Annotated in this window: 24 protein-coding genes, 1 tRNA gene and 1 pseudogene; 25 read left to right on the top strand and 1 reads right to left on the bottom strand. The window is 41.4% G+C overall.

Going from position 1 to position 22,398, the window contains the following annotated elements:
• The first annotated feature begins 32 nt into the window (after nt 1–32).
• From NSS81_RS07970 to NSS81_RS07880, 19 genes are all read left to right on the top strand, one after another.
• On the top strand, nt 33–986 hold the full coding sequence (locus NSS81_RS07970) for a nucleoside recognition domain-containing protein (RefSeq protein ID WP_342432969.1): 954 nt from the start codon (nt 33–35) through the stop codon (nt 984–986).
• Nucleotides 976–1,620, top strand: coding sequence for a pyrophosphatase PpaX (ppaX, locus tag NSS81_RS07965; protein ID WP_342432968.1), 645 nt, complete (start codon nt 976–978; stop codon nt 1,618–1,620). Before NSS81_RS07970 ends, ppaX begins: the two co-directional genes overlap by 11 nt.
• A 4-nt stretch (nt 1,621–1,624) precedes the next feature.
• On the top strand, nt 1,625–2,161 hold the full coding sequence (locus NSS81_RS07960; RefSeq protein WP_342432967.1) for an acyltransferase: 537 nt from the start codon (nt 1,625–1,627) through the stop codon (nt 2,159–2,161).
• Between the two features lie 274 nt (nt 2,162–2,435).
• Entirely contained in the window at nt 2,436–3,602 is a 1,167-nt protein-coding gene (locus tag NSS81_RS07955; protein ID WP_342432966.1) for an ATP phosphoribosyltransferase regulatory subunit, read from the top strand.
• Complete coding sequence (gene hisG / locus NSS81_RS07950) at nt 3,602–4,240, top strand: ATP phosphoribosyltransferase (protein WP_342433969.1); 639 nt, start codon at nt 3,602–3,604, stop codon at nt 4,238–4,240. Before NSS81_RS07955 ends, hisG begins: the two co-directional genes overlap by 1 nt.
• Nucleotides 4,240–5,514, top strand: coding sequence for a histidinol dehydrogenase (hisD, locus tag NSS81_RS07945; RefSeq protein ID WP_342433968.1), 1,275 nt, complete (start codon nt 4,240–4,242; stop codon nt 5,512–5,514). Before hisG ends, hisD begins: the two co-directional genes overlap by 1 nt.
• Before the next feature lie 11 nt (nt 5,515–5,525).
• Nucleotides 5,526–6,113 carry an imidazoleglycerol-phosphate dehydratase HisB gene (gene hisB / locus NSS81_RS07940; protein WP_342432965.1) on the top strand — a complete coding sequence of 196 codons (588 nt, stop codon included), beginning with the start codon at nt 5,526–5,528 and terminating at the stop codon, nt 6,111–6,113.
• A complete protein-coding gene (gene hisH / locus NSS81_RS07935) occupies nt 6,114–6,740 on the top strand; it encodes an imidazole glycerol phosphate synthase subunit HisH (RefSeq protein ID WP_342432964.1) in 627 nt (208 codons plus the stop codon). It begins immediately after the preceding gene.
• Nucleotides 6,737–7,459, top strand: a complete 723-nt coding sequence (gene hisA / locus NSS81_RS07930) for a 1-(5-phosphoribosyl)-5-[(5-phosphoribosylamino)methylideneamino]imidazole-4-carboxamide isomerase (protein ID WP_342432963.1) — start codon at nt 6,737–6,739, stop codon at nt 7,457–7,459. The genes hisH and hisA overlap by 4 nt, the downstream gene beginning before the upstream one ends.
• The gene (gene hisF / locus NSS81_RS07925; RefSeq protein WP_342432962.1) at nt 7,456–8,217 is read left to right on the top strand and encodes an imidazole glycerol phosphate synthase subunit HisF; all 762 of its coding nucleotides are present in this window, start codon (nt 7,456–7,458) and stop codon (nt 8,215–8,217) included. The genes hisA and hisF overlap by 4 nt, the downstream gene beginning before the upstream one ends.
• Nucleotides 8,214–8,831 carry a bifunctional phosphoribosyl-AMP cyclohydrolase/phosphoribosyl-ATP diphosphatase HisIE gene (gene hisIE / locus NSS81_RS07920; protein WP_342432961.1) on the top strand — a complete coding sequence of 206 codons (618 nt, stop codon included), beginning with the start codon at nt 8,214–8,216 and terminating at the stop codon, nt 8,829–8,831. Before hisF ends, hisIE begins: the two co-directional genes overlap by 4 nt.
• A 135-nt stretch (nt 8,832–8,966) precedes the next feature.
• Entirely contained in the window at nt 8,967–9,131 is a 165-nt protein-coding gene (locus NSS81_RS07915; protein ID WP_342432960.1) for a hypothetical protein, read from the top strand.
• 109 nt (nt 9,132–9,240) lie between these two features.
• The gene (locus NSS81_RS07910) at nt 9,241–10,734 is read left to right on the top strand and encodes a tetratricopeptide repeat protein (RefSeq protein WP_342432959.1); all 1,494 of its coding nucleotides are present in this window, start codon (nt 9,241–9,243) and stop codon (nt 10,732–10,734) included.
• Nucleotides 10,735–10,847: 113 nt separating this feature from the next.
• Nucleotides 10,848–11,804 carry a thioredoxin-disulfide reductase gene (gene trxB, locus NSS81_RS07905; protein WP_342432958.1) on the top strand — a complete coding sequence of 319 codons (957 nt, stop codon included), beginning with the start codon at nt 10,848–10,850 and terminating at the stop codon, nt 11,802–11,804.
• Nucleotides 11,805–12,120: 316 nt separating this feature from the next.
• A complete protein-coding gene (locus tag NSS81_RS07900; RefSeq protein WP_342432957.1) occupies nt 12,121–12,579 on the top strand; it encodes an 8-oxo-dGTP diphosphatase in 459 nt (152 codons plus the stop codon).
• Between the two features lie 17 nt (nt 12,580–12,596).
• Nucleotides 12,597–13,490, top strand: a complete 894-nt coding sequence (gene rapZ, locus NSS81_RS07895) for an RNase adapter RapZ (protein WP_342432956.1) — start codon at nt 12,597–12,599, stop codon at nt 13,488–13,490.
• Nucleotides 13,487–14,470, top strand: a complete 984-nt coding sequence (locus NSS81_RS07890; protein WP_342432955.1) for a YvcK family protein — start codon at nt 13,487–13,489, stop codon at nt 14,468–14,470. The genes rapZ and NSS81_RS07890 overlap by 4 nt, the downstream gene beginning before the upstream one ends.
• A 32-nt stretch (nt 14,471–14,502) precedes the next feature.
• Nucleotides 14,503–15,453, top strand: coding sequence for a DNA-binding protein WhiA (gene whiA, locus NSS81_RS07885; RefSeq protein ID WP_342432954.1), 951 nt, complete (start codon nt 14,503–14,505; stop codon nt 15,451–15,453).
• Between the two features lie 25 nt (nt 15,454–15,478).
• On the top strand, nt 15,479–15,736 hold the full coding sequence (locus tag NSS81_RS07880; protein ID WP_342432953.1) for an HPr family phosphocarrier protein: 258 nt from the start codon (nt 15,479–15,481) through the stop codon (nt 15,734–15,736).
• A gap of 38 nt (nt 15,737–15,774) precedes the next feature.
• Here NSS81_RS07880 and clpP read toward each other — a convergent pair.
• A pseudogene (gene clpP, locus NSS81_RS07875) lies at nt 15,775–16,386 on the bottom strand (ATP-dependent Clp endopeptidase proteolytic subunit ClpP); the annotation flags it as partial.
• A gap of 198 nt (nt 16,387–16,584) precedes the next feature.
• Here clpP and NSS81_RS07870 point away from each other — a divergent pair.
• The 6 genes from NSS81_RS07870 (at nt 16,585) to NSS81_RS07845 (ending at nt 22,375) form a co-directional block, all read left to right on the top strand.
• Nucleotides 16,585–16,656, top strand: a tRNA-Arg gene (locus NSS81_RS07870).
• Nucleotides 16,657–17,231: 575 nt separating this feature from the next.
• Nucleotides 17,232–18,554 (top strand): RNA polymerase factor sigma-54, encoded by a 1,323-nt coding sequence (gene rpoN, locus NSS81_RS07865; RefSeq protein WP_342432952.1) that lies wholly within the window; start codon nt 17,232–17,234, stop codon nt 18,552–18,554.
• Between the two features lie 12 nt (nt 18,555–18,566).
• Nucleotides 18,567–18,815, top strand: a complete 249-nt coding sequence (locus tag NSS81_RS07860; RefSeq protein WP_342432951.1) for a glutaredoxin family protein — start codon at nt 18,567–18,569, stop codon at nt 18,813–18,815.
• 139 nt (nt 18,816–18,954) lie between these two features.
• Entirely contained in the window at nt 18,955–19,977 is a 1,023-nt protein-coding gene (locus NSS81_RS07855) for a sugar-binding domain-containing protein (protein ID WP_342432950.1), read from the top strand.
• 48 nt (nt 19,978–20,025) lie between these two features.
• Nucleotides 20,026–21,033: a type I glyceraldehyde-3-phosphate dehydrogenase gene (gene gap, locus NSS81_RS07850; protein WP_342432949.1), complete on the top strand. Its 1,008-nt coding sequence runs from the start codon at nt 20,026–20,028 to the stop codon at nt 21,031–21,033.
• 157 nt (nt 21,034–21,190) lie between these two features.
• Nucleotides 21,191–22,375 carry a phosphoglycerate kinase gene (locus tag NSS81_RS07845; RefSeq protein WP_342432948.1) on the top strand — a complete coding sequence of 395 codons (1,185 nt, stop codon included), beginning with the start codon at nt 21,191–21,193 and terminating at the stop codon, nt 22,373–22,375.
• Nucleotides 22,376–22,398: the final 23 nt, after the last annotated feature.

Genomic DNA, 22,398 nt, shown 5'->3' with positions numbered 1-22,398 from the left:
TGCTTAGTTTTTAAAAAGAGGAGTTTGGAGAAATGCTGATTAACTCGATGAAGAAGGGTTTACTTGTAGGCTTTAAAACAACATGGACATTGGGGAAAATCATTTTTCCAGTTACGCTCATCGTGGCATTGCTGCAATATACACCGGTATTACCGTGGCTTATCGAGGCCATTTCCCCGCTGATGAAGCTTTTAGGCTTATCAGGTGATGCAGCGATACCGCTCGTCTTAGGAAATTTCCTAAACCTGTATGCAGCGATTGGTGCGATATTAACGCTTGATTTTACGGTAAAAGAAGTTTTTATCTTAGCGATCATGCTCTCATTTTCTCATAATATACTCGTTGAATCGAGTATAGCTCTAAAAGCAGGCGTGAAGCTTTGGATTGTTTTTACTACAAGGTTTGGTCTTGCCATTCTGTCTGCTATTGTTATTAACCTTGTATGGCAGGGTGGAGCGGAGCCTGCCCAATATGGCATGATTCAGGCAGAAGCGGAGCAGGTTTCTGGAGTCGTTGCAATCTTAATGGTGGCATTGGAAAAAGCAATGTTGGGGATTTTACAGCTAGCCATGATTGTCATCCCGCTTATGATTGGTATCCAAATTTTAAAAGACTTGGAATGGCTAAAAAAATTCTCTTCTAGTATGTCGCCGGTTACAAAATCTCTTGGCATGAATGAAAATACCTCTACAACAATGGCTGCCGGTCTGCTATTTGGGCTTGCTTATGGTGCCGGAGTGATGATTCAAGCGGTAAAAGAGGATGGTGTTAGTAAAAAAGATGTAACGCTCGCGTTTATATTTCTGATGGCCTGTCATGCGGTAATTGAAGACACACTTATCTTTATTCCGCTTGGGATACCCGTTTGGCCGCTTTTCTTGATTCGGTTGGGGGTGGCTATTGTATTAACGCTGGTTGTCGGTTTTATTTGGAAACGTTCAGGCATCTTAAGAAGAAAGGAAACAGGTGTGACAATTGAAAAATAACATTACTACGATTCTATTTGATTTAGATGGAACCTTAATTGATACAAACGAGTTAATCATATCGACTTTTTTGCACACGCTTGGCAAGTTTTATCCGAATAAATATCAGCGGGAAGATGTTTTGCCTTTCTTAGGTCCAACACTTCATGAAACATTTGGTGCGATGGATGCTGAACGAGTGGAGGAGATGGTCTCTGACTATCGTAAGTATAACGTCGAAAACCATGATTTAATGGTTAAGGAATTTGCAGGTGTGTTTGAAACAGTCGAAACATTGAAGGAGAAGGGATATAAGCTGGCCATTGTCACGACCAAACGTGAGGATGTTTCACTTAAAGGCCTGCGCTTGACAAAACTTGATCGTTTTTTCGATGTGATTGTTGCCTATGATCATGTGAAAAAGGTTAAGCCAGATCCTGAACCCATTATGCTTGCCTTGGAGAAGCTTGGTTCAACACCTGAAGAAACGCTGATGGTCGGCGATAATTTCCATGATATATTAGCTGGAAAAAATGCTGGGACAAAAACGGCAGGGGTCGCTTGGTCCATTAAAGGTAGAGACTATATAGCAAAATATGAACCAGATTATATTTTAGAGAATATGGCAGACCTAATATCACTGCTCGGAGAGTGAGAAAATGAGGAATACGACCCGCTTCCCTGTTGAAGGGGCAAACTCCTTATGGCATGTTTATAAAACGGTGCCATTTTGGAAGGTTGTCAGAAATTTCATTGTCATTCAATTAGCACGCTACACCCCGTTTCTTGGGATGAAAAATTGGCTTTACCGCTTTTTCTTGGGACTCAAGGTGGGTGAGCAAACATCCTTTGCCTTAATGGTGATGCTAGACGTTATGTTTCCTGAAAAAATTAGCGTGGGCCGTAATACGGTGATCGGCTACAATACGACCATTTTAGCACACGAGTATTTAATTAAAGAATACCGGCTCGGTCCCGTTGAAATAGGGAGTGAAGTGATGATCGGCGCAAACTCGACCATTCTCCCCGGTATTACAATTGGCGATGGCGCGATTGTTTCAGCCGGTACCTTGGTACATAAGAACGTCCCGGCCGGAGCTTTTGTCGGCGGTAATCCAATGAGGATTATCTACACAAAAGAAGAAATGGATAAACGGTGGGCAGAAGACCCGGTCTATGGAAAAAAGAATAGTTGATGTAGGAGCCTGGTTCTTTGAATCAGGCTTTTTTCTATGGGGAAACTTACCTTAGAGGACATTCCCGCGGAATCAGACGTCCGACCACATTAACATAGTTAAGAGATATACAACCTAAAGCAAGGCTATTTAATAGAAATAAAAGGAAGTCCTGAGAGAATTAGCAAAATTGGACTTTTCCATTGACGAGAAGTTTCTAAACAGTTAGAATACTAATAAATTACTTTAATTCATTAGTGAGGTAAAGGAATCTGAAAATAAAGGGTGTTTGCTGATGAGCCGTTTGTTTATGTTTGAAAAGCCGTTGGGCATGAGAGATACACTTCCGGAGTTATATGAAAAAAAGCATCGTGTTCGTTCTTTAATGGAGGATGCGATTAAACAATGGGGTTATCAGTTTATAGAAACCCCTACACTAGAATACTATGAAACCGTTGGGACTGCTTCAGCCATTCTCGACCAAGAGCTGTTCAAATTGCTTGATAAGGATGGACATACTCTCGTATTACGGCCAGAAATGACGGCCCCGATTGCAAGGGTGGCTGCCTCAAGACTACTCGAGGAGGATATACCGCTTCGTCTCGCCTATGATGCGAATGTTTTCAGAGCGCAGCAGCGTGAAGGAGGCAGGCCAGCGGAGTTTGAACAAATCGGCGTCGAATTTATGAATGATGAAACCGTATCGAGTGATGGAGAGGTTATTGCCTTGTTGGTATCATCGTTAAAAAAAGCCGGACTTAGCGATTTTCAAGTTTCAATCGGACATATTGGCTTTGCTCAGGAATTGTTCATGCAAATTTTAGGAACGAATGGACGTGCCGAGGCATTACGCCGTTTTTTATATGAAAAAAATTATGTTGGCTATAGGGAGCATGTAAACTCTTTGGCCTTATCCTCTATTGATAAGCAGCGGCTACTTCAGCTTCTCGATTTAAGGGGCGGGGAAGAAGTGATTGGAATGGCCCTCGATTTGATTGAGAATGAACAAGGTAAGCGAGCGATTTTACAACTAAAGGAATTATCGGAGGTAATTAAAGATTACCGTGTCGAGGAACAAGTGAAGTTTGATTTTACGATTGTCAGCCATATGAGTTACTACTCTGGCATTTTATTTGAGGTCTATTCCGGCAATGTTGGCTTCCCCATTGGAAATGGCGGCCGTTATGGATTGATTGAGAAATTCGGAAAAAAAGCAACGGCTACCGGGTTTGCCATTAGGCTTGACAAACTGTTGGAGGCGCTTGGTGGTTTAGGTGACTCGACCGCGATGGAGTGTATTTTTTTCAGTCAGGAAAGGCGAAAGGAAGCCTTCCAATTGGCGGAGGAACTAAAAGAACAAGGCAAGCGGATCGTTCTTCAGGACATTAATGGTGTGAAAAATTTAGATTTCTTTACAAAGAGGTTCGCCAATACGACCTTTTTAATCGGGGGAGCACAATGATGAACGAGTTGTTAACTATTGCGATGCCAAAGGGGAGGATTTTTGAAGAAGCCGTAGATTTATTGCGGCAGGCAGGCTATAAATTGCCACCGGAATTTGTTGAGTCCCGAAAGCTGATTATTGAAGTGGAAGCAGAAGGAATTCGCTTTATTTTGGCGAAACCGATGGATGTGGCTACATATGTTGAGCACGGGGTAGCAGACATTGGGATTGCAGGAAAAGATGTTTTACTCGAGGAAGAAAGAGATGTTTATGAACTCCTTGATTTACGGATCAGCGCCTGCTATTTAGCGGTTGCGGGACTTCCAGACACGAAAATGAACCTTGTCGCACCCAAAGTGGCCACTAAATATCCGAACATTGCTGCCGCCTATTTTCGCGAGCAGGGAGAACAAGTGGAGATTATCAAATTAAATGGGTCAATTGAGCTTGCACCAATCATCGGCTTAGCTGACCGGATTGTTGATATTGTGTCAACAGGACGAACGTTAGTGGAAAATGGACTGGTTGAATATGAACGAATCAAAAGTGTAACGTCAAGGTTAATTGTTAATCCAGTGAGCTATCGGATAAAGGACACAAGAATAAATGAACTGGTAAAACGGTTGAGCAGAGTAGTTGTGTTGGAGGGAAAATGATGAAAATTGTAAAAGTAAATGACCTTGTATCAATTAAACGCTCAGTTGAATCCGGAACCTCCGAACAGGAAGCCGCCGTTAAAACGATTATTTCTGAGGTCCGCAAGCAAGGGGATAAGGCGTTAAGAGACTACACGGATAAATTTGACCGTGTCCAGTTAACTGCTTTTTTAGTAACGGAAGATGAAATCACCAGAGCATATGAACAGGTAGACCCTAAATTTATCTCAATTGTTCGTGAGTCTGCAGAAAACATTCGCACCTTTCACGAAAAACAGCTCCGGCCATCATGGATGACAACCGAAGAAAATGGCACAATTCTTGGTCAGAAAATTACTCCGCTAGATTCAGTGGGTGTTTATGTACCAGGCGGGACGGCAGCCTACCCATCCTCCGTTCTGATGAATGTCATTCCAGCAAAAGTGGCAGGAGTTAATAGAATTGTGATGGTATCACCTCCTGATAAAACAGGTAACCTGCCTGCAGCCGTGCTGGTTGCCGCAAAGGAAGCGGGAGTTGAAGAGATTTATAAGGTTGGAGGTGCCCAGGCAATTGCTGCACTGGCATACGGGACCGAGTCGATTATAGCTGTCGATAAAATCACCGGGCCTGGAAATATTTATGTGGCCTTGGCAAAGCGCGAAGTCTTCGGGGATGTCGCGATTGATATGATTGCCGGACCGAGTGAGATTGCCATTATTGCCGACGATACTGCGTTTGCTGATGAAGTAGCGGCCGATTTGTTATCACAAGCCGAGCATGATCCAAGGGCTTGCAGTGTTCTAGTTACACCATCGATGAAGCTAGCAGAGGCAGTGGCGGTAGAGGTTGAAACACAGCTAGCGTTATTGCCGAGAAAAGAAATTGCTGCACAATCGATTGCAGACTTCGGAGTGATCTACGTGACCACTACCCTAGAAGAGGCGGTTGAAACAGTAAATGTATTGGCACCGGAGCATCTTGAAATCATGACTGAAAATGCGCTGGAACTCCTCGGGAAGATTCGTCATGCAGGCGCGATTTTTATCGGGCGTTATAGTTCGGAACCGGTGGGTGATTATTTTGCCGGGACGAATCATGTGCTCCCGACAAATGGGACGGCACGATTTTCAAGTCCGCTCAATGTGGATGATTTTCAAAAAAAATCAAGCGTGATTATCTACAGTGAAAAGGCATTACATACAAATGCAGAAAAAATAGCTGAATTTGCCCGCACAGAGGGCTTGGAAGCACATGCAAGGGCAGTGGAAATAAGGCTGAAAAATAAGCGCTAGGGGGTCCCACCATGGACAGGAATGCAAGTATTGAACGAAAAACAAATGAAACATATATCAATCTATCATTAGCCATTGATGGCGAAGGGCATTCAGAACTTGAAACGGGTGTGCCTTTCATGGACCATATGCTTGACTTGTTTACAAAGCATGGCCAATTTAACCTTGTTGTTGATGCCAAGGGTGACATTGAGGTAGATGACCACCATACAACAGAGGATATCGGCATCTGTTTAGGTCAGGCGCTCCGCGAAGCGCTTGGTGATAAAAGGGGAATAAAACGGTATGGAAATGCCTTTGTGCCGATGGATGAAGCCTTAGCGCAGGTGGTCGTCGATTTGAGTAATCGCCCACATCTTGAAATACGTGCTGAATTTCCGAATCAAAAGGTTGGAACCTTTGATACGGAGCTTGTTCATGAATTTCTATGGAAGCTTGCGCTTGAAGCTCGAATGAACCTTCATGTGATTGTACATTATGGAAAAAATACACACCATATGATTGAGGCTGTTTTTAAAGCCTTAGCCCGGGCGCTCGATGAAGCGACAACAATTGATCCGCGCATCAAGGGAGTGCCATCAACGAAAGGGCTGTTATAGATGATCGGCATTGTTGATTATGGAATGGGAAATCTATTTAGCGTCAGCAAGGCCCTTGAGCGCTTAGGAGCCGAATATTTTATCTCTGGTGACCATGAACAGCTGCTTCAAGCAGATGCAATGATTTTACCTGGTGTTGGATCGTTCCGTGATGCAATGGAGCGCTTGCCAGCAGAAACCATTAGAGAATTCGCCGCATCAGGAAAGCCTCTCCTCGGCATTTGTCTTGGGATGCAACTGTTGTTTGAGGACAGTGAAGAGAATGGCTTAACAAAAGGGCTTGGCTTACTTCCAGGCAGTGTCCGGCGCTTTCCGGGAAAAACGCAAGAGGGTGAATCCTACAAGGTCCCGCATATGGGCTGGAACCGGCTTGAATTTGTCCAAGACTCTCCCCTTTTGAAAAATGTAACTGAGGACTATGTGTATTTTGTCCATTCCTACTATGTGAGTGCGGAGAATTCTGAAGTGCTTTTAGCAAAAGCAGCTTATCACGAAGAAGTTTCTGCAGTTGTTGGCCGTGATAATATTTTTGGGATGCAATTTCATCCGGAAAAAAGCAGTAAGCTCGGCATAGCCCTTTTGAGTAATTTTTTACAAATGGTTGATGAAACGGAGGCAGTAAAATGACAATCACAATCTATCCGGCCATTGATATGCGTGCTGGAAACTGCGTTCGCCTCCTTCAGGGAGATTATAATCAGGAAACCATTTATGGAGATTCGCCTTTTGAAATGGCTCAGCGTTTTTCAACTGAGGGTGCCAAATGGATTCATATGGTTGACCTCGATGGGGCGAAGGATGGTAAGCGTGTGAATGACCGCTTTGTCATTGAAGCTGCCACGAAGTTAAAGGTGAACATTCAAATCGGCGGAGGAATCCGTACCGAAGAGGATATTCTGCACTACTTAGAAAATGATGTGGCGCGGGTGATTATCGGAAGCATTGCTGTTTCGAATCCAGCGTTTGCTATTGATATGATAAAAAAATACGGTAAACATATTGCGGTAGGGATTGATGCGAAAGACGGCTTTGTTGCAACACATGGCTGGCTCGATACTTCTGAGACTCGGGCGACTGAGCTTGGTAAACGTTTTGCAGAGGCTGGTGCAGATACGTTTATTTTTACGGATATTGCTACGGATGGGACACTTTCGGGACCGAATCTTGCTGCCGTTTCTGAAATGGCTTTAGTAACGGGGAAAAATGTGATTGCTTCAGGCGGAGTTAGCAGTTTGGCAGATTTACAAGCATTGAATACTGTTGCTGTCGAAGGAGCGATTGTTGGTAAAGCCCTTTACGAAAACCGGTTTACACTTCCTCAAGCATTGGAAGTGGTGATGGTATGACATTGACCAATCGAATTATTCCCTGTCTAGATGTAAAAGAAGGAAGAGTCGTTAAGGGGATTCAATTTGTTCAGCTTCGCGATGCAGGGGACCCTGTTGAACTGGCCCGTTTCTATGATGAGCAAGGAGCGGATGAACTTGTTTTCCTTGATATTTCTGCCTCCGTTGAAGGAAGAAAGACGATGACTGAAGTGGTCAAGGCTGTTGCTTCCGAGCTTGCCATTCCGTTTACAGTTGGCGGTGGGATCAATGCACTCGAGGATATGAAACGGATCCTTCGTGCTGGCGCAGATAAAGTGTCGCTGAATACGGCCGCGGTCTTGAATCCAGGGTTGATTTCTGAAGGTGCAAGCTACTTTGGTTCCCAATGCATCGTCGTTGCGATTGATGCAAAGTATGATGAAGAGCTTGGTACATGGCGTGTTTATACGCATGGAGGCCGGACGCCGACGGAGCGAAAAGTGGTTGAGTGGGCAACGCTTGCTGCGGAGTTAGGTGCCGGAGAAATTTTACTGACAAGTATGGACAGTGACGGTGAGAAAAATGGCTTTGATCTCAAATTGACGAAGGCGGTTAGTGAGGCAGTCACCATTCCAGTTATTGCATCTGGCGGTGCTGGGAATGCCTGTCATTTTGAAGAAGCATTTACAAAAGGAAAGGCAGATGCCGCTCTTGCAGCGTCGATATTTCATTATAAAGAAACCTCCGTCCATGAAGTGAAGGGATACTTGCGCGAGAAAGGAGTGGCAGTTAGATGAATATAAAGTTTGATGAAAAAGGACTTATACCAGCGATTATACAGGATGCAGCTACGAAAGATGTGTTAACACTCGCATACATGAATCAGGAATCACTTACGAAAACACTGGAAACAGGGGAAACATGGTTTTATAGTCGGTCCCGCCAGGAATTATGGCATAAGGGTGCAACAAGCGGAAATACCCAGTCAGTCGTCAATATGAAGTATGACTGTGATCAGGACGCAGTACTTGTCCTAGTTGAACCAAAAGGACCAGCATGCCACACAGGAGCAGTTAGCTGCTTTTCAGAAGGGGTCACCGAAAGAAAGAGCAGTCTAGCTGATTATCAAATTTTACAATCCCTAGAACAGGTGATTTTGAAGCGTGAGCAGGATCGTCCAGAGGGTGCTTATACTACCTACCTTTTTGAAAAAGGAGTAGATAAGATTTTAAAAAAGGTCGGCGAGGAAGCTTCAGAGGTAATTATCGCAGCCAAAAATCGCGACCAAGAAGAGCTTAAATGGGAAGCAGCAGATTTACTGTATCACTTGCAGGTGTTGCTAGTGGAACAAGGACTCCCATTCACAGAAGTGCTGAAAACACTAGAAGAAAGACACAAAGACCGGCAATAATGCTGGTCTTTTATTTATAGGAAAATTTCGTCGATGAAAGATGTTCCATCCGCCAGTAGGGGAGGCTATCCGCCAGTTGGAGGGGATATACGCCAGTAGGGGAGTTTATCCGCTAGTGGGAGAGTTTATCCGCCAGTGGGAGAGTTTATCCGCCAGTGGGAGAGTTTATCCGCCAGTGGGAGAGTTTATCCGCCAGTAGGAGAGTTTATCCGCCAGTGGGAGAGTTTATCCGCCAGTAGGAGGGGTTATCCGCCAGTAGGGAGAGGTTATCCGCCATTGGGAGAGGTTATCCGCCAGTAGGGGAGGTTATCCGCCAGTTGGAGCTGCCATCTAAAACCATCTCTTCTCGTACACGCTCCAAATATGATATAATACCTAGGTTAGTTTACGCATAAAGATGGAGGACTTCATGATTAATGATTCGAAAGCAAGAATTCAAAAAGGAAAGCTATTGTCATTTGTTCCTACAGGTGAATATTATTTCACAAAGGGTGTAAAGGCATACCACCGCCGTGACTTTATCAAAGCAAAAAAATATCTTGGGCGGGCATTGCAGCTTGAACCAGGGGAACCGATGATTACTTGCCAGTTGGCCATAGTGTTAACTGAACTTGGTGAGTTTGAGAATTCCAACCAACTCTTGCATTTAATCCTCGAAGATCTTGATGGAGAAATGGCTGAATGTCATTATTTCTTATCTAATAACTATGCACATTTAGGCTTTTTCAAAGATGCCTATCACCATGCAAAAATATATTTAGAAATGGACCCTAATGGGGAATTTATAGATGATACAGAGGATCTGCTTGAGCTACTTTCATTTGAAGCGGAGGATTCAGGAGAAGAGCTTTATCCGCAGGACGATCTTATCGTCAAACAGGAACGAGCCCGAGGTTTATTGGAATCGGGTTATTTTCCGAAAGCGATTGAGCTATTAAAAGATGTTGTAGAGCAATATCCTGAATATTGGTCTGCCTATAATAATCTAGCGCTAGCCTATTTTTACTTGGGTAAAACGAAAAAGGCTGAAACTATATTAGATGATGTTTTAGAACGAAATCCTGGAAATCTCCATGCTCTTTGTAACAGGCTTGTTTTTGCTCATTATCAAGGAAGGGCAAAATCTGTAACAAGTTTAATGGAAAGCTTGAAAAAAATTCAACCGATGCTAACCGAACAACAATTCAAGCTCGGTGCCACCTTCGCATTAGTCGGTGAATATGAACTTGCTTATTTTTGGCTGAAAAGGCTTTATAAATATGGCTTTGACGGGGATGGCCCATTTTATTATTGGCTGGCCAATTCTGCCTACTATACTGGCCGGGAAAGCTTTGCGAAAACAATATGGAAAACTGTCCTTGAGATTAACCCTGAAAAGGAAGGGACAGAGCCATGGAATGAAGAACAATCGCTGGCTAATGGGTTTGAAGACCACTCAGGTTCAATTTATCAAAAGCTGGAAAGCGACTATATTGAGGAACGGTTATTTGCGATATTTTTGGTTTCCGTTTCTGGAAAAATGGGGGAAGTTTTTGCTTCTAAGCGTTTTAACCAAAATCAAAAGCTTTCGGCTATGGAAAAAGAGTATGTCTCATTAGTTAAGTTTGGTAAGCCAGCAGCAATTCAAGATGCCCAAGAAATTGCGGAGGTCTTATATCAAAACCATCATCCGATTGGTCCGGTTGAATCGGGATTGTTTTTAATGTGGTTTTCTGTGTTTGTTGAACTTTCCAAGTCAGCTGTACGGTTAAATAACAAGCAGGCATGGGCTGGAGCCATGGAATACGTTTGGTACAAAGCAAGTCATGAAAAGGTATCGCAGCAAGAAATTGCGAACCGCTATGGCATCTCGACCGCAACCATAGGCAAATATGTAAAATTCGTGAATAATCATTTATCATAAGGCTTTGAGGTCTTTGGTTTAAGCAGATAAATGGACTTAAAATGGATTGTTTTATACGATTAAGTAGGGAATACTATACTTAATCGTTTTTTTTATATAAGGAGTGTTAAGTTATGTCTGAGGAAAAAATTTATGATGTAATTATTGCTGGAGCTGGTCCTGCTGGTATGACAGCTGCTGTATATACATCACGTGCGAACCTGTCAACATTGATGATTGAAAGAGGAATGCCAGGCGGCCAAATGGCGAATACAGAGGATGTTGAAAACTATCCTGGTTTCGAAAGCATTCTTGGACCAGATTTATCAACGAAAATGTTCGAACATGCCAAAAAGTTTGGGGCAGAATATGCCTATGGAGATATTAAGGAAATCATCGACAATGGTGACTATAAAACAGTTATTGCCGGTAAAAAGGAATATAAGGCATATTCCGTGATTATTTCAGCAGGTGCTGAGTATAAGAAGGTTGGCGTCCCAGGTGAGAAAGAGCTAAGTGGGCGTGGAGTTTCCTATTGCGCAGTTTGTGATGGGGCTTTCTTTAAAGGAAGAGAACTTGTGGTTATCGGTGGCGGAGATTCTGCTGTTGAAGAAGGTGTTTATTTAACACGATTTGCTACCAAGGTGACAATTGTTCATCGCCGTGATGAACTTCGTGCACAGAAAATTCTTCAGGACCGTGCCTTTGCGAATGAGAAGATAAATTTCATCTGGAGTCATACGATTAAATCGATTAATGATAAAGATGGAAGCGGAAAGGTTGGCAGTGTAACACTGGTTTCTACAAAAGATGGTGAAGAAAAGGAATTAAATGCGGATGGCGTGTTTGTCTATGTTGGGATGCTTCCATTGTCTAAACCGTTTGAAGGTCTTGGAATAACAAATGAAAATGGGTACATTGAAACTAATGAACGAATGGAAACGAAGGTTAAAGGAATTTTCGCTGCGGGTGATATTCGCGAAAAAACACTTCGTCAGATTGTAACTGCAACCGGAGATGGAAGTATTGCCGCTCAAAGTGCCCAGCATTTTGTCGAAGAGATAAAAGAAGAATTAAAAATTAAAAACTAGGATTGTAAATTTGGGTTTACAAAAAGTAATCCGCTTTTAACTCAACTGTAACAGTGATGAAATAATTATAGGGTATTATAAAATTAAGAATTGACCCCCTTTAAAAATATATTATTTGATGCACAGGCTAGAGCAGCCTGTGCTATTTTTTTTTGTTGAGCCATCAATCGCCATTCCCGTAAAAATCCTCCGTTTGTAAATTTACATAATTATGAAATCGGATTTCATTGTTTGAGCTTGTTAATAATAGTATAATGGAGGAATATATATTCATTATTTTACGATACTTAGCATCTGCTATTAGAGGGTGAATGGTGTGCAGCGAGTCACCAATTGTGTATTAATCAGGGATGAACAAATATTAATGCTTAAAAAACCGCGACGAGGCTGGTGGGTGGCACCTGGAGGAAAAATGGAGCCAGGTGAATCCGTAAGGGATTCTTGTATTCGTGAGTTCCGTGAAGAAACAGGAATTTATTTAAAAAACCCGCAATTGAAGGGAATTTTTACGTTTATCATAAAAGAAAATAATCAATTAGTTTCTGAATGGATGATGTTTACTTTCCTGGCGACTGATTCAGATGGTATGCGCTTTGAGAATTCCGATGAAGGAAAGCTCGAATGGAAGAAAGTCGATCAAGTTAAAGACCTGCCAATGGCTGCGGGTGATTATCATATTATTGATTATATGATTCACGGTAAAGGAATTATTTACGGTACTTTTACGTATACAAAAGACTTTCAACTAATCAGTTATCGATTAGATCCAAGTTAACTATAGGGGGAATGGACATGAGTACCGGTTCACAAATTGAAACACAAATGGTCATCATTACAGGGATGTCTGGAGCTGGAAAAACAGTTGCTATCCAAAGCCTGGAGGATCTAGGATTTTTCTGTGTAGATAATTTGCCTCCTACGCTGTTGCCAAAATTTCTAGAACTCATGAAGGAATCTGGGAATAAAATGAATAAAGTAGCTTTAGTTATGGATCTAAGGGGAAGGGAATTTTTTGATTCTTTATTTAAAGCATTAGATGAGCTGGCAGAAACTTCATGGGTAAGCCCCAAAATCCTCTTTTTAGATGCCGATGATGCTACTTTAGTCAGAAGATATAAAGAAACCAGACGGTCACATCCGCTTGCTCAATCGGTTTCACCACTAGAAGGAATTAAACTAGAGAGGGAACTCCTTGAAGAATTAAAAGGAAGGGCCCAACTTATTTATAATACTTCACAGCTGAAGCCACGTGAATTACGTGAGAAGATTTTAACTGAGTTTTCCTCAAATAAGAAATCAATCTTTACTGTTAATGTCATGTCATTTGGTTTTAAGCATGGGATTCCAATCGACGCTGATCTTGTTTTTGATGTTCGTTTTCTACCAAACCCTCATTATATTGAGCATATGAGGCCAAAGACTGGGTTGGATGAAGAGGTCTCAAGCTATGTCCTAAAGTGGAATGAAACACATAAATTTTTGGAAAAGGTTACGGATTTGCTCAGCTTTATGCTTCCGCATTATAAACGGGAAGGAAAAGCCCAGCTTGTCATTGCGATAGGATGTACGGGCGGTCAACACCGTTCTGTTGCATTAGCAGAGCATCTTGGACGATTTTTCGAAAGTGATTACAAGACCTGTGTTTCACATCGTGACATTGAGCGGAGAAAGGAAAAGACTACATGAGAGAGATTGGACAGCCAAGAATCGTCATCATAGGTGGAGGTACAGGATTGCCTGTTTTGTTACGGGGGTTAAAGCAGTATCCCGTGGATATTACGGCGATTGTGACCGTTGCGGATGACGGTGGCAGTTCTGGAAGGCTTAGAGACGATTTGCATATCCCACCGCCCGGCGATATCCGTAATGTGTTAGCAGCCTTATCGGATGTTGAGCCGCTTGTTGAAGAAATGTTTCAGCATCGGTTTAAAGCAGGGAATGAACTTTCCGGACATTCGCTTGGCAATTTGATTTTAGCTGCAATGACATCGATAACCGGAAATTTTGTTCACGCCATCCAAGAGATGAGTAAGGTTTTAAATGTCCGGGGAAAGGTACTGCCTGCCGCTAATCAAAGTGTTGTTCTGCATGCGGAAATGGAGGATGGAACAATCGTTTCCGGTGAATCGAAAATCCCCTATTCAGGCAAAAAGATTAAAAAGGTATTTTTAACACCAAGAGTGATTCGGCCATTGCCGGAAACGCTACAGGCAATTAGGCAGGCGGATTTAATCATTATTGGTCCTGGAAGTCTCTATACAAGTATTCTGCCAAATCTCCTTGTTCCCAAATTGGGTGAAGCAGTTTGTCATTCACATGCTAAAAAGGTGTATATATGTAATTTAATGACTCAAGCAGGTGAGACACATGGATATACGGCAAGTGACCATGTAAGGGCGATATTAGATCATATGGCTTGTTCTTTTATTGACACGATTCTGGTCAATAATGAAGAAGTACCTGCGGATATTCAGCTCCGCTACAATCAAGAGCTGGCTGATCCTGTTCAATACGATCTGCCACGGCTTTACGAGCTTGGCCTTGAGGTTGTTCATGCTGACATTGCCATTCAGGAAAACGGCGCACTTCGGCATGATCCAAAAAAGGTGGCCAATATTTTATATAATTTACTTGTTACTGAAACTAAAAAGCATTTTGAAGCGTAGTAACTAGTACCCGATATAAAGGGGGTGAAGGAATGTCTTTCGCTTCGGAAACGAAAAAAGAATTAACCAACCTGGAGACAAAGCCGTGCTGTATAAATGCCGAACTGTCTGCCTTAATCAGGATGAACGGTTCGTTGTCCTACTCGAATCGTAAGTTAATAGTTGATATTCAAACCGAAAATGCAGCGATTGCTAGAAGAATTTATACGTTAATAAAAAAGAGCTATGATGTCCAAGTGGAATTGCTTGTTCGAAAAAAAATGCGCCTGAAAAAAAATAATGTCTATATTGTCCGTTTAACACAACGGGCTAAGGAAATTCTAGAGGATATGAAAATACTTGGTGAAGGCTTTACCTTCATCCATGATATTTCTAGTGATCTTATAAAAAAGAAATGCTGTAAGCGTTCTTACCTAAGAGGTGCTTTTCTAGCAGGAGGATCGGTTAATAATCCTGAAACTTCCTCCTATCACTTGGAAATTGCTTCGCTTTATAAAGAACATAATGATTCTTTATGCGAATTAATGAATAAATTTGATTTAAACAGCAAGACCCTTGAGAGAAAAAAAGGTTATATCACATACCTAAAAGAAGCCGAGAAAATCTCAGAGTTTTTAAATATCATTGGTGCAATTAATGCATTGCTCAGATTTGAGGATGTGCGAATTGTCCGGGATATGAGAAACTCTGTTAATCGATTGGTAAATTGTGAAACAGCGAACTTGAATAAAACGATTGGCGCATCCATCCGGCAGGTGGAAAATATCCGATACATCAATGATACGATCGGGTTGAATATATTACCTGATAAATTACGGGAAATTGCCGAACTTCGCTTACATTATACGGATGTAACCCTTAAAGAATTGGGAGAAATGGTTTCAGGTGGTACAATCAGTAAATCGGGTATAAATCATCGACTTAGAAAAATTGATGAGATTGCAGAAAAGCTGCGGATGGGTGATTTAGCTCCAAGAAAATAGAGAAATAATTGAGGAGGATTTAGTAATGAAAGAAATACAAGTTGAAGTTAAGTTGAAAACAGGTCTTCAGGCACGGCCTGCAGCACTATTTGTACAGGAAGCAAACCGTTTTTCAGCTGATATATTTTTAGAAAAAGATGGCAAGAAGGTAAATGCGAAGAGTATTATGGGTTTAATGAGCCTTGCAGTGGGCTCAGGGGTAGAAGTAAATATTATTGCTGATGGCGATGATGAAGAAAAGGCAATTATAGCATTAAGTAATTTTGTTCAAAAAGAAAGCTAAAAAAAGGTTTGGCCAATGAGGCCAAACCTTTTCTCTATTTACTTATCTTTTTTGTCTTCAAGGATGTTACGAGTAATAATATGGTCGATTAGGCCATATTCTTTTGCTCTTTCAGCTGTCATGAAATTGTCGCGGTCTGTGTCTTTTGCGATAACTTCAAGTGACTGTCCAGTGCGCTCAGCTAAAATTCCGTTCAATTTATCACGAAGGAAGAGAATACGCTTAGCAGCGATTTCGATTTCAGTCGCTTGACCTTGTGCTCCGCCTAGTGGCTGATGGATCATTACCTCTGAGTTTGGCAATGCATAGCGATAGCCTTTTTCGCCTGCTGCGAGTAAGAAGGCACCCATTGAAGCAGCCATACCGATACAGATTGTATGTACCTTTGGCTTAATGAATTGCATCGTATCATAAATTGCCATACCAGCCGTAATACTTCCACCTGGGCTGTTGATATAAAGTGAAATATCCTTTTCAGGGTTATCCGCTTCTAGGAATAATAATTGTGCTACAATTGAATTGGAAACATGGTCATCAATCGCGCTTCCAAGCATAATAATTCTGTCTTTTAAAAGACGTGAATAAATATCATATGCACGTTCCCCGCGGTTCGTTTGTTCAATAACTGTAGGAATCAAATTCATTTTTTTCTTCCTCCTTTGAGTATGAAAGTTTTAATAATATGTATAGTAATCATACACTGATGGTCAATTAAGGTCAAACAATTCGCTTTAAATTTGTTCGACAACTTTCCCTATTCCATGATAACCAGTTAAGGAGATTTTAAACCTATCTTCACTTGCAAAGTTGAGGAAGATGACATATAATATGAAAGTCGCATTATCCGCGCGCTCGTAGTGCAACGGATAGCACGCAAGCCTCCGAAGCTTGAAATGCAGGTTCGATTCCTGCCGAGCGCATCATGAAATCAATGAGTTCCTGTGTTTGTATGAGTTTTATACAAGCATAGGAATTTTTTTGTTTGGATGCTGTAAAAAATGTCCATGAAGCACATTTCAATCGGAAAATCCCAAAAGTAGGTCTCATGAAGGGTTCATGAAGCACATTTCAATCGAAAAATTCAAAAAGTAGGTCTCATGAAGGGTCCATGAAGCACATTTCAATCGAAACATCCCAAAAGTGGGTCTCATGAAGGGTCCATGAAGCACATTTCAATCGAAACATCCCAAAAGTAGGTCTCATGAAGGGTTCATGAAGCACATTTCAATCGAAACATCCCAAAAGTAGGTCTCATGAAGGGTCCATGAAGCACATTTCAATCGAAACATCCCAAAAGTAGGTCTCATGAAGGGTCCATGAAGCACATTTCAATCGAAACATCCCAAAAGTAGGTCTCATGAAGGGTTCATGAAGCACATTTCAATCGAAAAATTCAAAAAGTGGGTCTCATGAAGGGTCCAGTTTAATAAACTATTTTTTTGTACACTTAAATACCATATTTAATGTAAAATAGGGTAAGGGGTGATTTGGGAAGATGGACTTTAAACAAGGGTTATGGCAACAGCAAACATTAAAACTAGCAATGACACAGGAACTGACACAGGCGATTGCCCTCTTGCAGTATTCTGCACAAGAGCTGACAGCCTTTTTAGAGGAAAAGGCACTTGAAAATCCCCTTATGCAGGTTGAAAACACGAATATTCAGCCCTTCAATCCGTTACTTGACAGAAAACCTAGGAAACATCAAAAAATAGAAAACGAGTGGATTGATCAAATAGCTACGATCACCTTTTCGCTGGAAGAACAATTACTCTCTCAACTAAAACTAACCAGCTTCACTGCAGAGCAATTGCGAGTTCTCCGGCATCTAATCCAAAATATAGATGTAAACGGTTACTTTACGGGTGACATCAACGAAATATCATTAAAGTTGGCAGTGCCCTTAGATATAATTGAAGAATGTATCATTGTTATACAAACGCTTGAGCCGGCTGGAATTGGCGCTAGTAGCTTACAAGAATGCCTATTAATTCAAGTGGAACGGGAAAACCCAGATAATGATTTAGCTCAGACCATTCTAACTGATTTTTTTGTGCCTTTTGCAGAAAAGAAGTGGAAACATATTTCAAAAGAGTTGAATGTCCCCTTAAAAGCCATCCAAGAGGTTTTTGATCGAATTCAGAAGCTCAATCCCCGGCCTGGGACAGGATTAGTTCAGGATGATACGAGGTATATTATCCCAGATGCGATTGTTGAATGGGCGAAGGAAGGATTCATCGTTAGTTACTGTGATGATCTCCTGCCGAGGGTTAATTTTAACGACCAATATTATAAAAAATTAACTTCTGCGAATGATAGTCAGGTTAGTCGCTTTTTGCAGGAAAAGGTTCAGGATTTTCAATGGATTATGAAGAGTATTGAACAGCGGAAGGAAACACTAACAAAAGTTGTTGCCAAAATCGTGGAAAAACAAACAGCCTTTTTTCAAAAAGGTCCGCAATACCTGGTACCGATGACGATGAAAGAAGTATCTAGCGAGCTGGATATACATGAATCAACCGTGAGCCGTGCAGTCAAGGAAAAATATATGCAAACACCAATCGGTACCTACTCGTTAAAATCATTCTTTACGAGCACGATTCAAACAGTGTCAACGGAAAATACCTCATCAAGCCAGGTGAAAAATGCGATTGCGAATTTAATCCAAAGTGAAAATAAACAAAAACCATTATCAGACCAAGACATAGTTGAGAACTTAAAGCATAGCGAGGGTTTCGTTGTTTCTAGAAGAACGATTGCCAAGTATCGCGAGCAATTAGGAATCGCCTCATCCTCTAAACGAAAAAGGTTTGATTAGAAAGGAACAACAATGCAAAAAAAGATAACATTCTATACCAGGAAAAATTGTTCGCTATGCGAGAAAGCTAAGGACTCCATTCTAGAGTTAAAAGAGGACTTTGATTTTACCTTGGAAGAAATCGATATTAACGAAAGTGATGAGCTAACCGAAAAGTATGGAATCATGATTCCTGTTGTGGTTATCGATGGGGAAGAAGTCGCATTTGGCATCATTAACAAAATAGACATAAGAAATCGTTTACAAGAAAAATCTGAATAGTTTTAGCTTGATATTGTTTTTTACTCCTGTTAGAATGTTAATTGTTAGCAGGGGTGATTTTTTTTACATGTAGTGGGACATAATTTGTCTATGGTGGACATTTTACGACCAACTACATAATATGAAGGAGCATGCTCTCATGCAGTCATTTATTGATATCCAAAAAAGATTATTACCTGACCTCCTACAGCTATTACATAAACGTTATTCTCTCCTCCGGCGGATTGGTTTTATGCAACCAGTCGGCAGAAGAAGTTTAGCAGCCAGTCTCGGATATACAGAAAGAGTTCTTCGTAGTGAAGTGGATTTTTTAAAAGAGCAAAATCTAATCTGCATAAACAATGTAGGCATGAGTTTGACTTATGAAGGAAAAAATCTGCTGGAAGATCTAGAGGGCTTTATGAGGGAGTTAAAAGGTACAGATGTGCTGGAATTAGAACTAAAACACCGTCTTGGTATTCGTCAGGCAGTGATTGTACCAGGCGACAGTGACGAATCGCCAATGGTCAAAAACGATTTAGGTAAAGCCTGTGCTATTTGCATGAAAAAGCTGCTCACCGGGAAGAATATTATCGCTGTAACTGGCGGGTCAACTATGGCCGCCTTGGCTGATGTACTAACACCAGAACTTGGAACGAAGGAATTACTGTTTGTTCCTGCACGTGGCGGGATTGGTGAAGATGTTCAAAACCAAGCAAATACAATTAGCTCAATTATGTCTAAAAATACCCATTCCAAACACCGGGTTTTCTATGTCCCAGATCAAGTTAGCACGGAAATATATGAATCGCTCATCAGAGAGCCAGAAATTCATGAGGTATTAAGTCTAATAAAATCTGCAAGCATGGTTCTCCACGGAATCGGAGATGCTATTATAATGGCTGAGCGAAGAAAAACAAGCCCTGAAGTTAAGCGCAAGCTTGAAATGGGGGAAGCAGTTGGTGAGGCGTTTGGCTATTATTTTAATGAAAAGGGCGATATTGTCCACAAGGTTTCAACCATTGGTTTGCAGCGTGAGGACCTTATTAAAATACCGAATGTGATTGCTGTCGCTGGCGGGAGCTCAAAAGTAAAAGCAATTAAGGCTTATATGAAACAAGCACCGGAATCAACGATATTAATAACGGACGAAGGTGCAGCAAGAAAGTTATTAAAAGGCTAATCCCTTTTTAAAATAAAAACCTTTTTTCATAATAGGAGGAAATTAATCATGACAGTTAAAGTTGGTATTAATGGATTTGGTCGTATTGGCCGTAACGTACTTCGTGCAGCATTAAAAGGATCAAACGTTGAAGTTGTAGCAATTAACGATTTAACAGATGCTAATATGCTAGCGCATCTTTTGAAATATGATACTGTTCACGGAACACTTCAAGAAGATGTTAAGGTTGATGGTGACTATTTAATCGTAGGCGGCAATAAAGTAAAGGTTCTTGCTGAGCGTGATCCTGCTAAACTTGGCTGGGGTGAACTTGGTGTTGAAGTGGTAGTTGAATCTACAGGACGCTTTACAAAGCGTGAAGATGCAGCAAAACACCTTGAAGCAGGCGCGAAGAAAGTAATCATTTCAGCTCCAGCATCAAACGAAGATATTACCATCGTTATGGGTGTTAACGAAGATCAATACGATGCAGCTAATCACCATGTATTATCTAACGCTTCATGTACAACAAACTGTCTTGCTCCTTTCGCTAAAGTACTAAATGATAACTTCGGCATCAAGCGTGGAATGATGACAACTATTCACTCTTATACAAATGATCAGCAAATCCTTGATTTACCTCATAAAGATTACCGTCGTGCTCGTGCAGCTGCTGAGAACATGATTCCTACATCAACAGGTGCAGCGAAAGCCGTTTCTTTAGTTCTTCCTGAGTTAAAAGGAAAATTAAATGGTATGGCCGTACGTGTTCCAACGCCTAACGTTTCAATCGTTGACTTAGTAGCAGAATTAGATAAGAATGCAACTGCAGAAGAAATCAATGCAGCATTAAAAACAGCTGCAGAAGGTCCATTAAAAGGAATTTTAGCATACAGCGAACTTCCATTAGTTTCTACAGACTATAACGGAAGCCCAGCATCTTCTACGATCGATGCATTATCAACATTAGTTCTTGAAGGCAATATGGTAAAAGTATTATCTTGGTACGATAACGAAGTTGGTTACTCTAACCGTGTTGTTGACCTTATTGATTACATTGCTAAAAAAGGACTTTAATCCTAAAGAATATCACCATTTTGGTTTTGATTGGTAAAACTGTCATCCGAACTTTATAATGGTTAGTGGTATGACAAAGGGGAGCGGGGAAGATTCCCCCTCTCCTTTTTTATGGCTAAGGTTTAAAGCAGTTAATACTCAAGGAGGCTTTTTGCGTATGAATAAAAAAACATTAAAAGATGTTGATGTAAAAGGGAAACGCGTTTTTTGCCGGGTTGATTTCAATGTTCCGATGCAGGATGGAAAAATTACAGACGAAACACGAATTCGTGCTGCACTTCCAACCATTCAATACTTAATGGAGCAAGGGGCAAAGGTAATCTTAGCCAGTCATTTTGGTCGCCCAAAAGGTAAAGTAGTAGAAGAAATGCGCTTAACGCCTGTTGGTGTAAAACTTTCTGAGTTGCTTGGAAAAGATGTAAAAAAAGCGGATGAAGCCTATGGCGATTCTGTTAAAGCTCTAATTGAAACAATGAACGACAGCGATGTTATCTTGCTTGAAAATGTTCGTTTTTACCCTGGGGAAGAAAAGAATGACCCTGAACTGGCAAAAGCATTTGCAGAGCTTGCTGATGTATATGTAAACGACGCTTTTGGCGCAGCACACCGTGCCCATGCTTCTACAGAGGGTGTCGCTCACCATCTGCCGGCTGTCTCCGGTCTTTTAATGGAAAAAGAGTTGGATGTATTAGGAAAAGCCCTTTCCAATCCAGAACGTCCGTTTACGGCTATTATCGGCGGTGCGAAGGTAAAGGATAAAATCGGTGTTATTGATAACTTGTTAGATCAAGTGGATAACCTAATTATTGGCGGCGGTCTTGCTTATACCTTTGTTAAAGCACTAGGACATGAAGTGGGTAAATCATTGCTTGAAGAAGATAAGATTGATTTAGCAAAAACTTTTATGGAAAAAGCGAAGAAGAACAAGGTTAATTTTTATATGCCAGTGGATGCCGTTGTTGCCGATGACTTTTCTGCCGATGCCAATACGAAGGTTGTGGCAATCGAGGACATTCCTGCTGATTGGGAAGCACTTGATATTGGACCAAAAACAGCATGGCAATATCATGAGGTCATTCAAAAGTCGAAATTGGTTATTTGGAATGGACCAATGGGTGTTTTTGAAATCGATAAATTTGCAGGCGGCACGAAAGCTGTGGCAGAAGCGCTTGCAGGTGCAGAAGGTACATATTCAGTTATTGGCGGTGGAGATTCAGCAGCCGCTGTAGAAAAATTTAATTTAGCAGACAAGATGAGCCATATTTCAACTGGTGGCGGTGCATCATTAGAGTTTATGGAAGGTAAAGCACTTCCAGGCGTCGTCGCTTTAAACGATAAGTAATTTTTTGAGGAAGGTTGTGCCAC

The organism is Neobacillus sp. FSL H8-0543 (genome assembly GCF_038592905.1).
In the GTDB taxonomy this organism is placed as follows: Bacteria; Bacillota; Bacilli; order Bacillales; family Cytobacillaceae; genus Neobacillus.
The sequence above is the reverse complement of the archived record's forward strand: the minus strand, read 5'-3'. Positions and strand labels throughout refer to the sequence as shown.

What these genes read in the sequence shown, in the direction of transcription:
- NSS81_RS07955 (WP_342432966.1), top strand. Translation starts at nt 2,436, where the DNA reads ATGAGCCGTTTGTTTATGTTTGAAAAGCCGTTGGGCATGAGAGATACA.
- hisIE (WP_342432961.1), top strand. Translation starts at nt 8,214, where the DNA reads ATGAATATAAAGTTTGATGAAAAAGGACTTATACCAGCGATTATACAG.
- trxB (WP_342432958.1), top strand. Translation starts at nt 10,848, where the DNA reads ATGTCTGAGGAAAAAATTTATGATGTAATTATTGCTGGAGCTGGTCCT.
- NSS81_RS07855 (WP_342432950.1), top strand. Translation starts at nt 18,955, where the DNA reads ATGCAGTCATTTATTGATATCCAAAAAAGATTATTACCTGACCTCCTA.
- NSS81_RS07860 (WP_342432951.1), top strand. Translation starts at nt 18,567, where the DNA reads ATGCAAAAAAAGATAACATTCTATACCAGGAAAAATTGTTCGCTATGC.
- rapZ (WP_342432956.1), top strand. Translation starts at nt 12,597, where the DNA reads ATGAGTACCGGTTCACAAATTGAAACACAAATGGTCATCATTACAGGG.
- NSS81_RS07970 (WP_342432969.1), top strand. Translation starts at nt 33, where the DNA reads ATGCTGATTAACTCGATGAAGAAGGGTTTACTTGTAGGCTTTAAAACA.
- NSS81_RS07960 (WP_342432967.1), top strand. Translation starts at nt 1,625, where the DNA reads ATGAGGAATACGACCCGCTTCCCTGTTGAAGGGGCAAACTCCTTATGG.
- hisH (WP_342432964.1), top strand. Translation starts at nt 6,114, where the DNA reads ATGATCGGCATTGTTGATTATGGAATGGGAAATCTATTTAGCGTCAGC.
- NSS81_RS07910 (WP_342432959.1), top strand. Translation starts at nt 9,241, where the DNA reads ATGATTAATGATTCGAAAGCAAGAATTCAAAAAGGAAAGCTATTGTCA.
- NSS81_RS07890 (WP_342432955.1), top strand. Translation starts at nt 13,487, where the DNA reads ATGAGAGAGATTGGACAGCCAAGAATCGTCATCATAGGTGGAGGTACA.
- NSS81_RS07845 (WP_342432948.1), top strand. Translation starts at nt 21,191, where the DNA reads ATGAATAAAAAAACATTAAAAGATGTTGATGTAAAAGGGAAACGCGTT.
- NSS81_RS07880 (WP_342432953.1), top strand. Translation starts at nt 15,479, where the DNA reads ATGAAAGAAATACAAGTTGAAGTTAAGTTGAAAACAGGTCTTCAGGCA.
- hisD (WP_342433968.1), top strand. Translation starts at nt 4,240, where the DNA reads ATGAAAATTGTAAAAGTAAATGACCTTGTATCAATTAAACGCTCAGTT.
- hisG (WP_342433969.1), top strand. Translation starts at nt 3,602, where the DNA reads ATGAACGAGTTGTTAACTATTGCGATGCCAAAGGGGAGGATTTTTGAA.
- rpoN (WP_342432952.1), top strand. Translation starts at nt 17,232, where the DNA reads ATGGACTTTAAACAAGGGTTATGGCAACAGCAAACATTAAAACTAGCA.
- hisA (WP_342432963.1), top strand. Translation starts at nt 6,737, where the DNA reads ATGACAATCACAATCTATCCGGCCATTGATATGCGTGCTGGAAACTGC.
- hisB (WP_342432965.1), top strand. Translation starts at nt 5,526, where the DNA reads ATGGACAGGAATGCAAGTATTGAACGAAAAACAAATGAAACATATATC.
- gap (WP_342432949.1), top strand. Translation starts at nt 20,026, where the DNA reads ATGACAGTTAAAGTTGGTATTAATGGATTTGGTCGTATTGGCCGTAAC.
- whiA (WP_342432954.1), top strand. Translation starts at nt 14,503, where the DNA reads ATGTCTTTCGCTTCGGAAACGAAAAAAGAATTAACCAACCTGGAGACA.
- hisF (WP_342432962.1), top strand. Translation starts at nt 7,456, where the DNA reads ATGACATTGACCAATCGAATTATTCCCTGTCTAGATGTAAAAGAAGGA.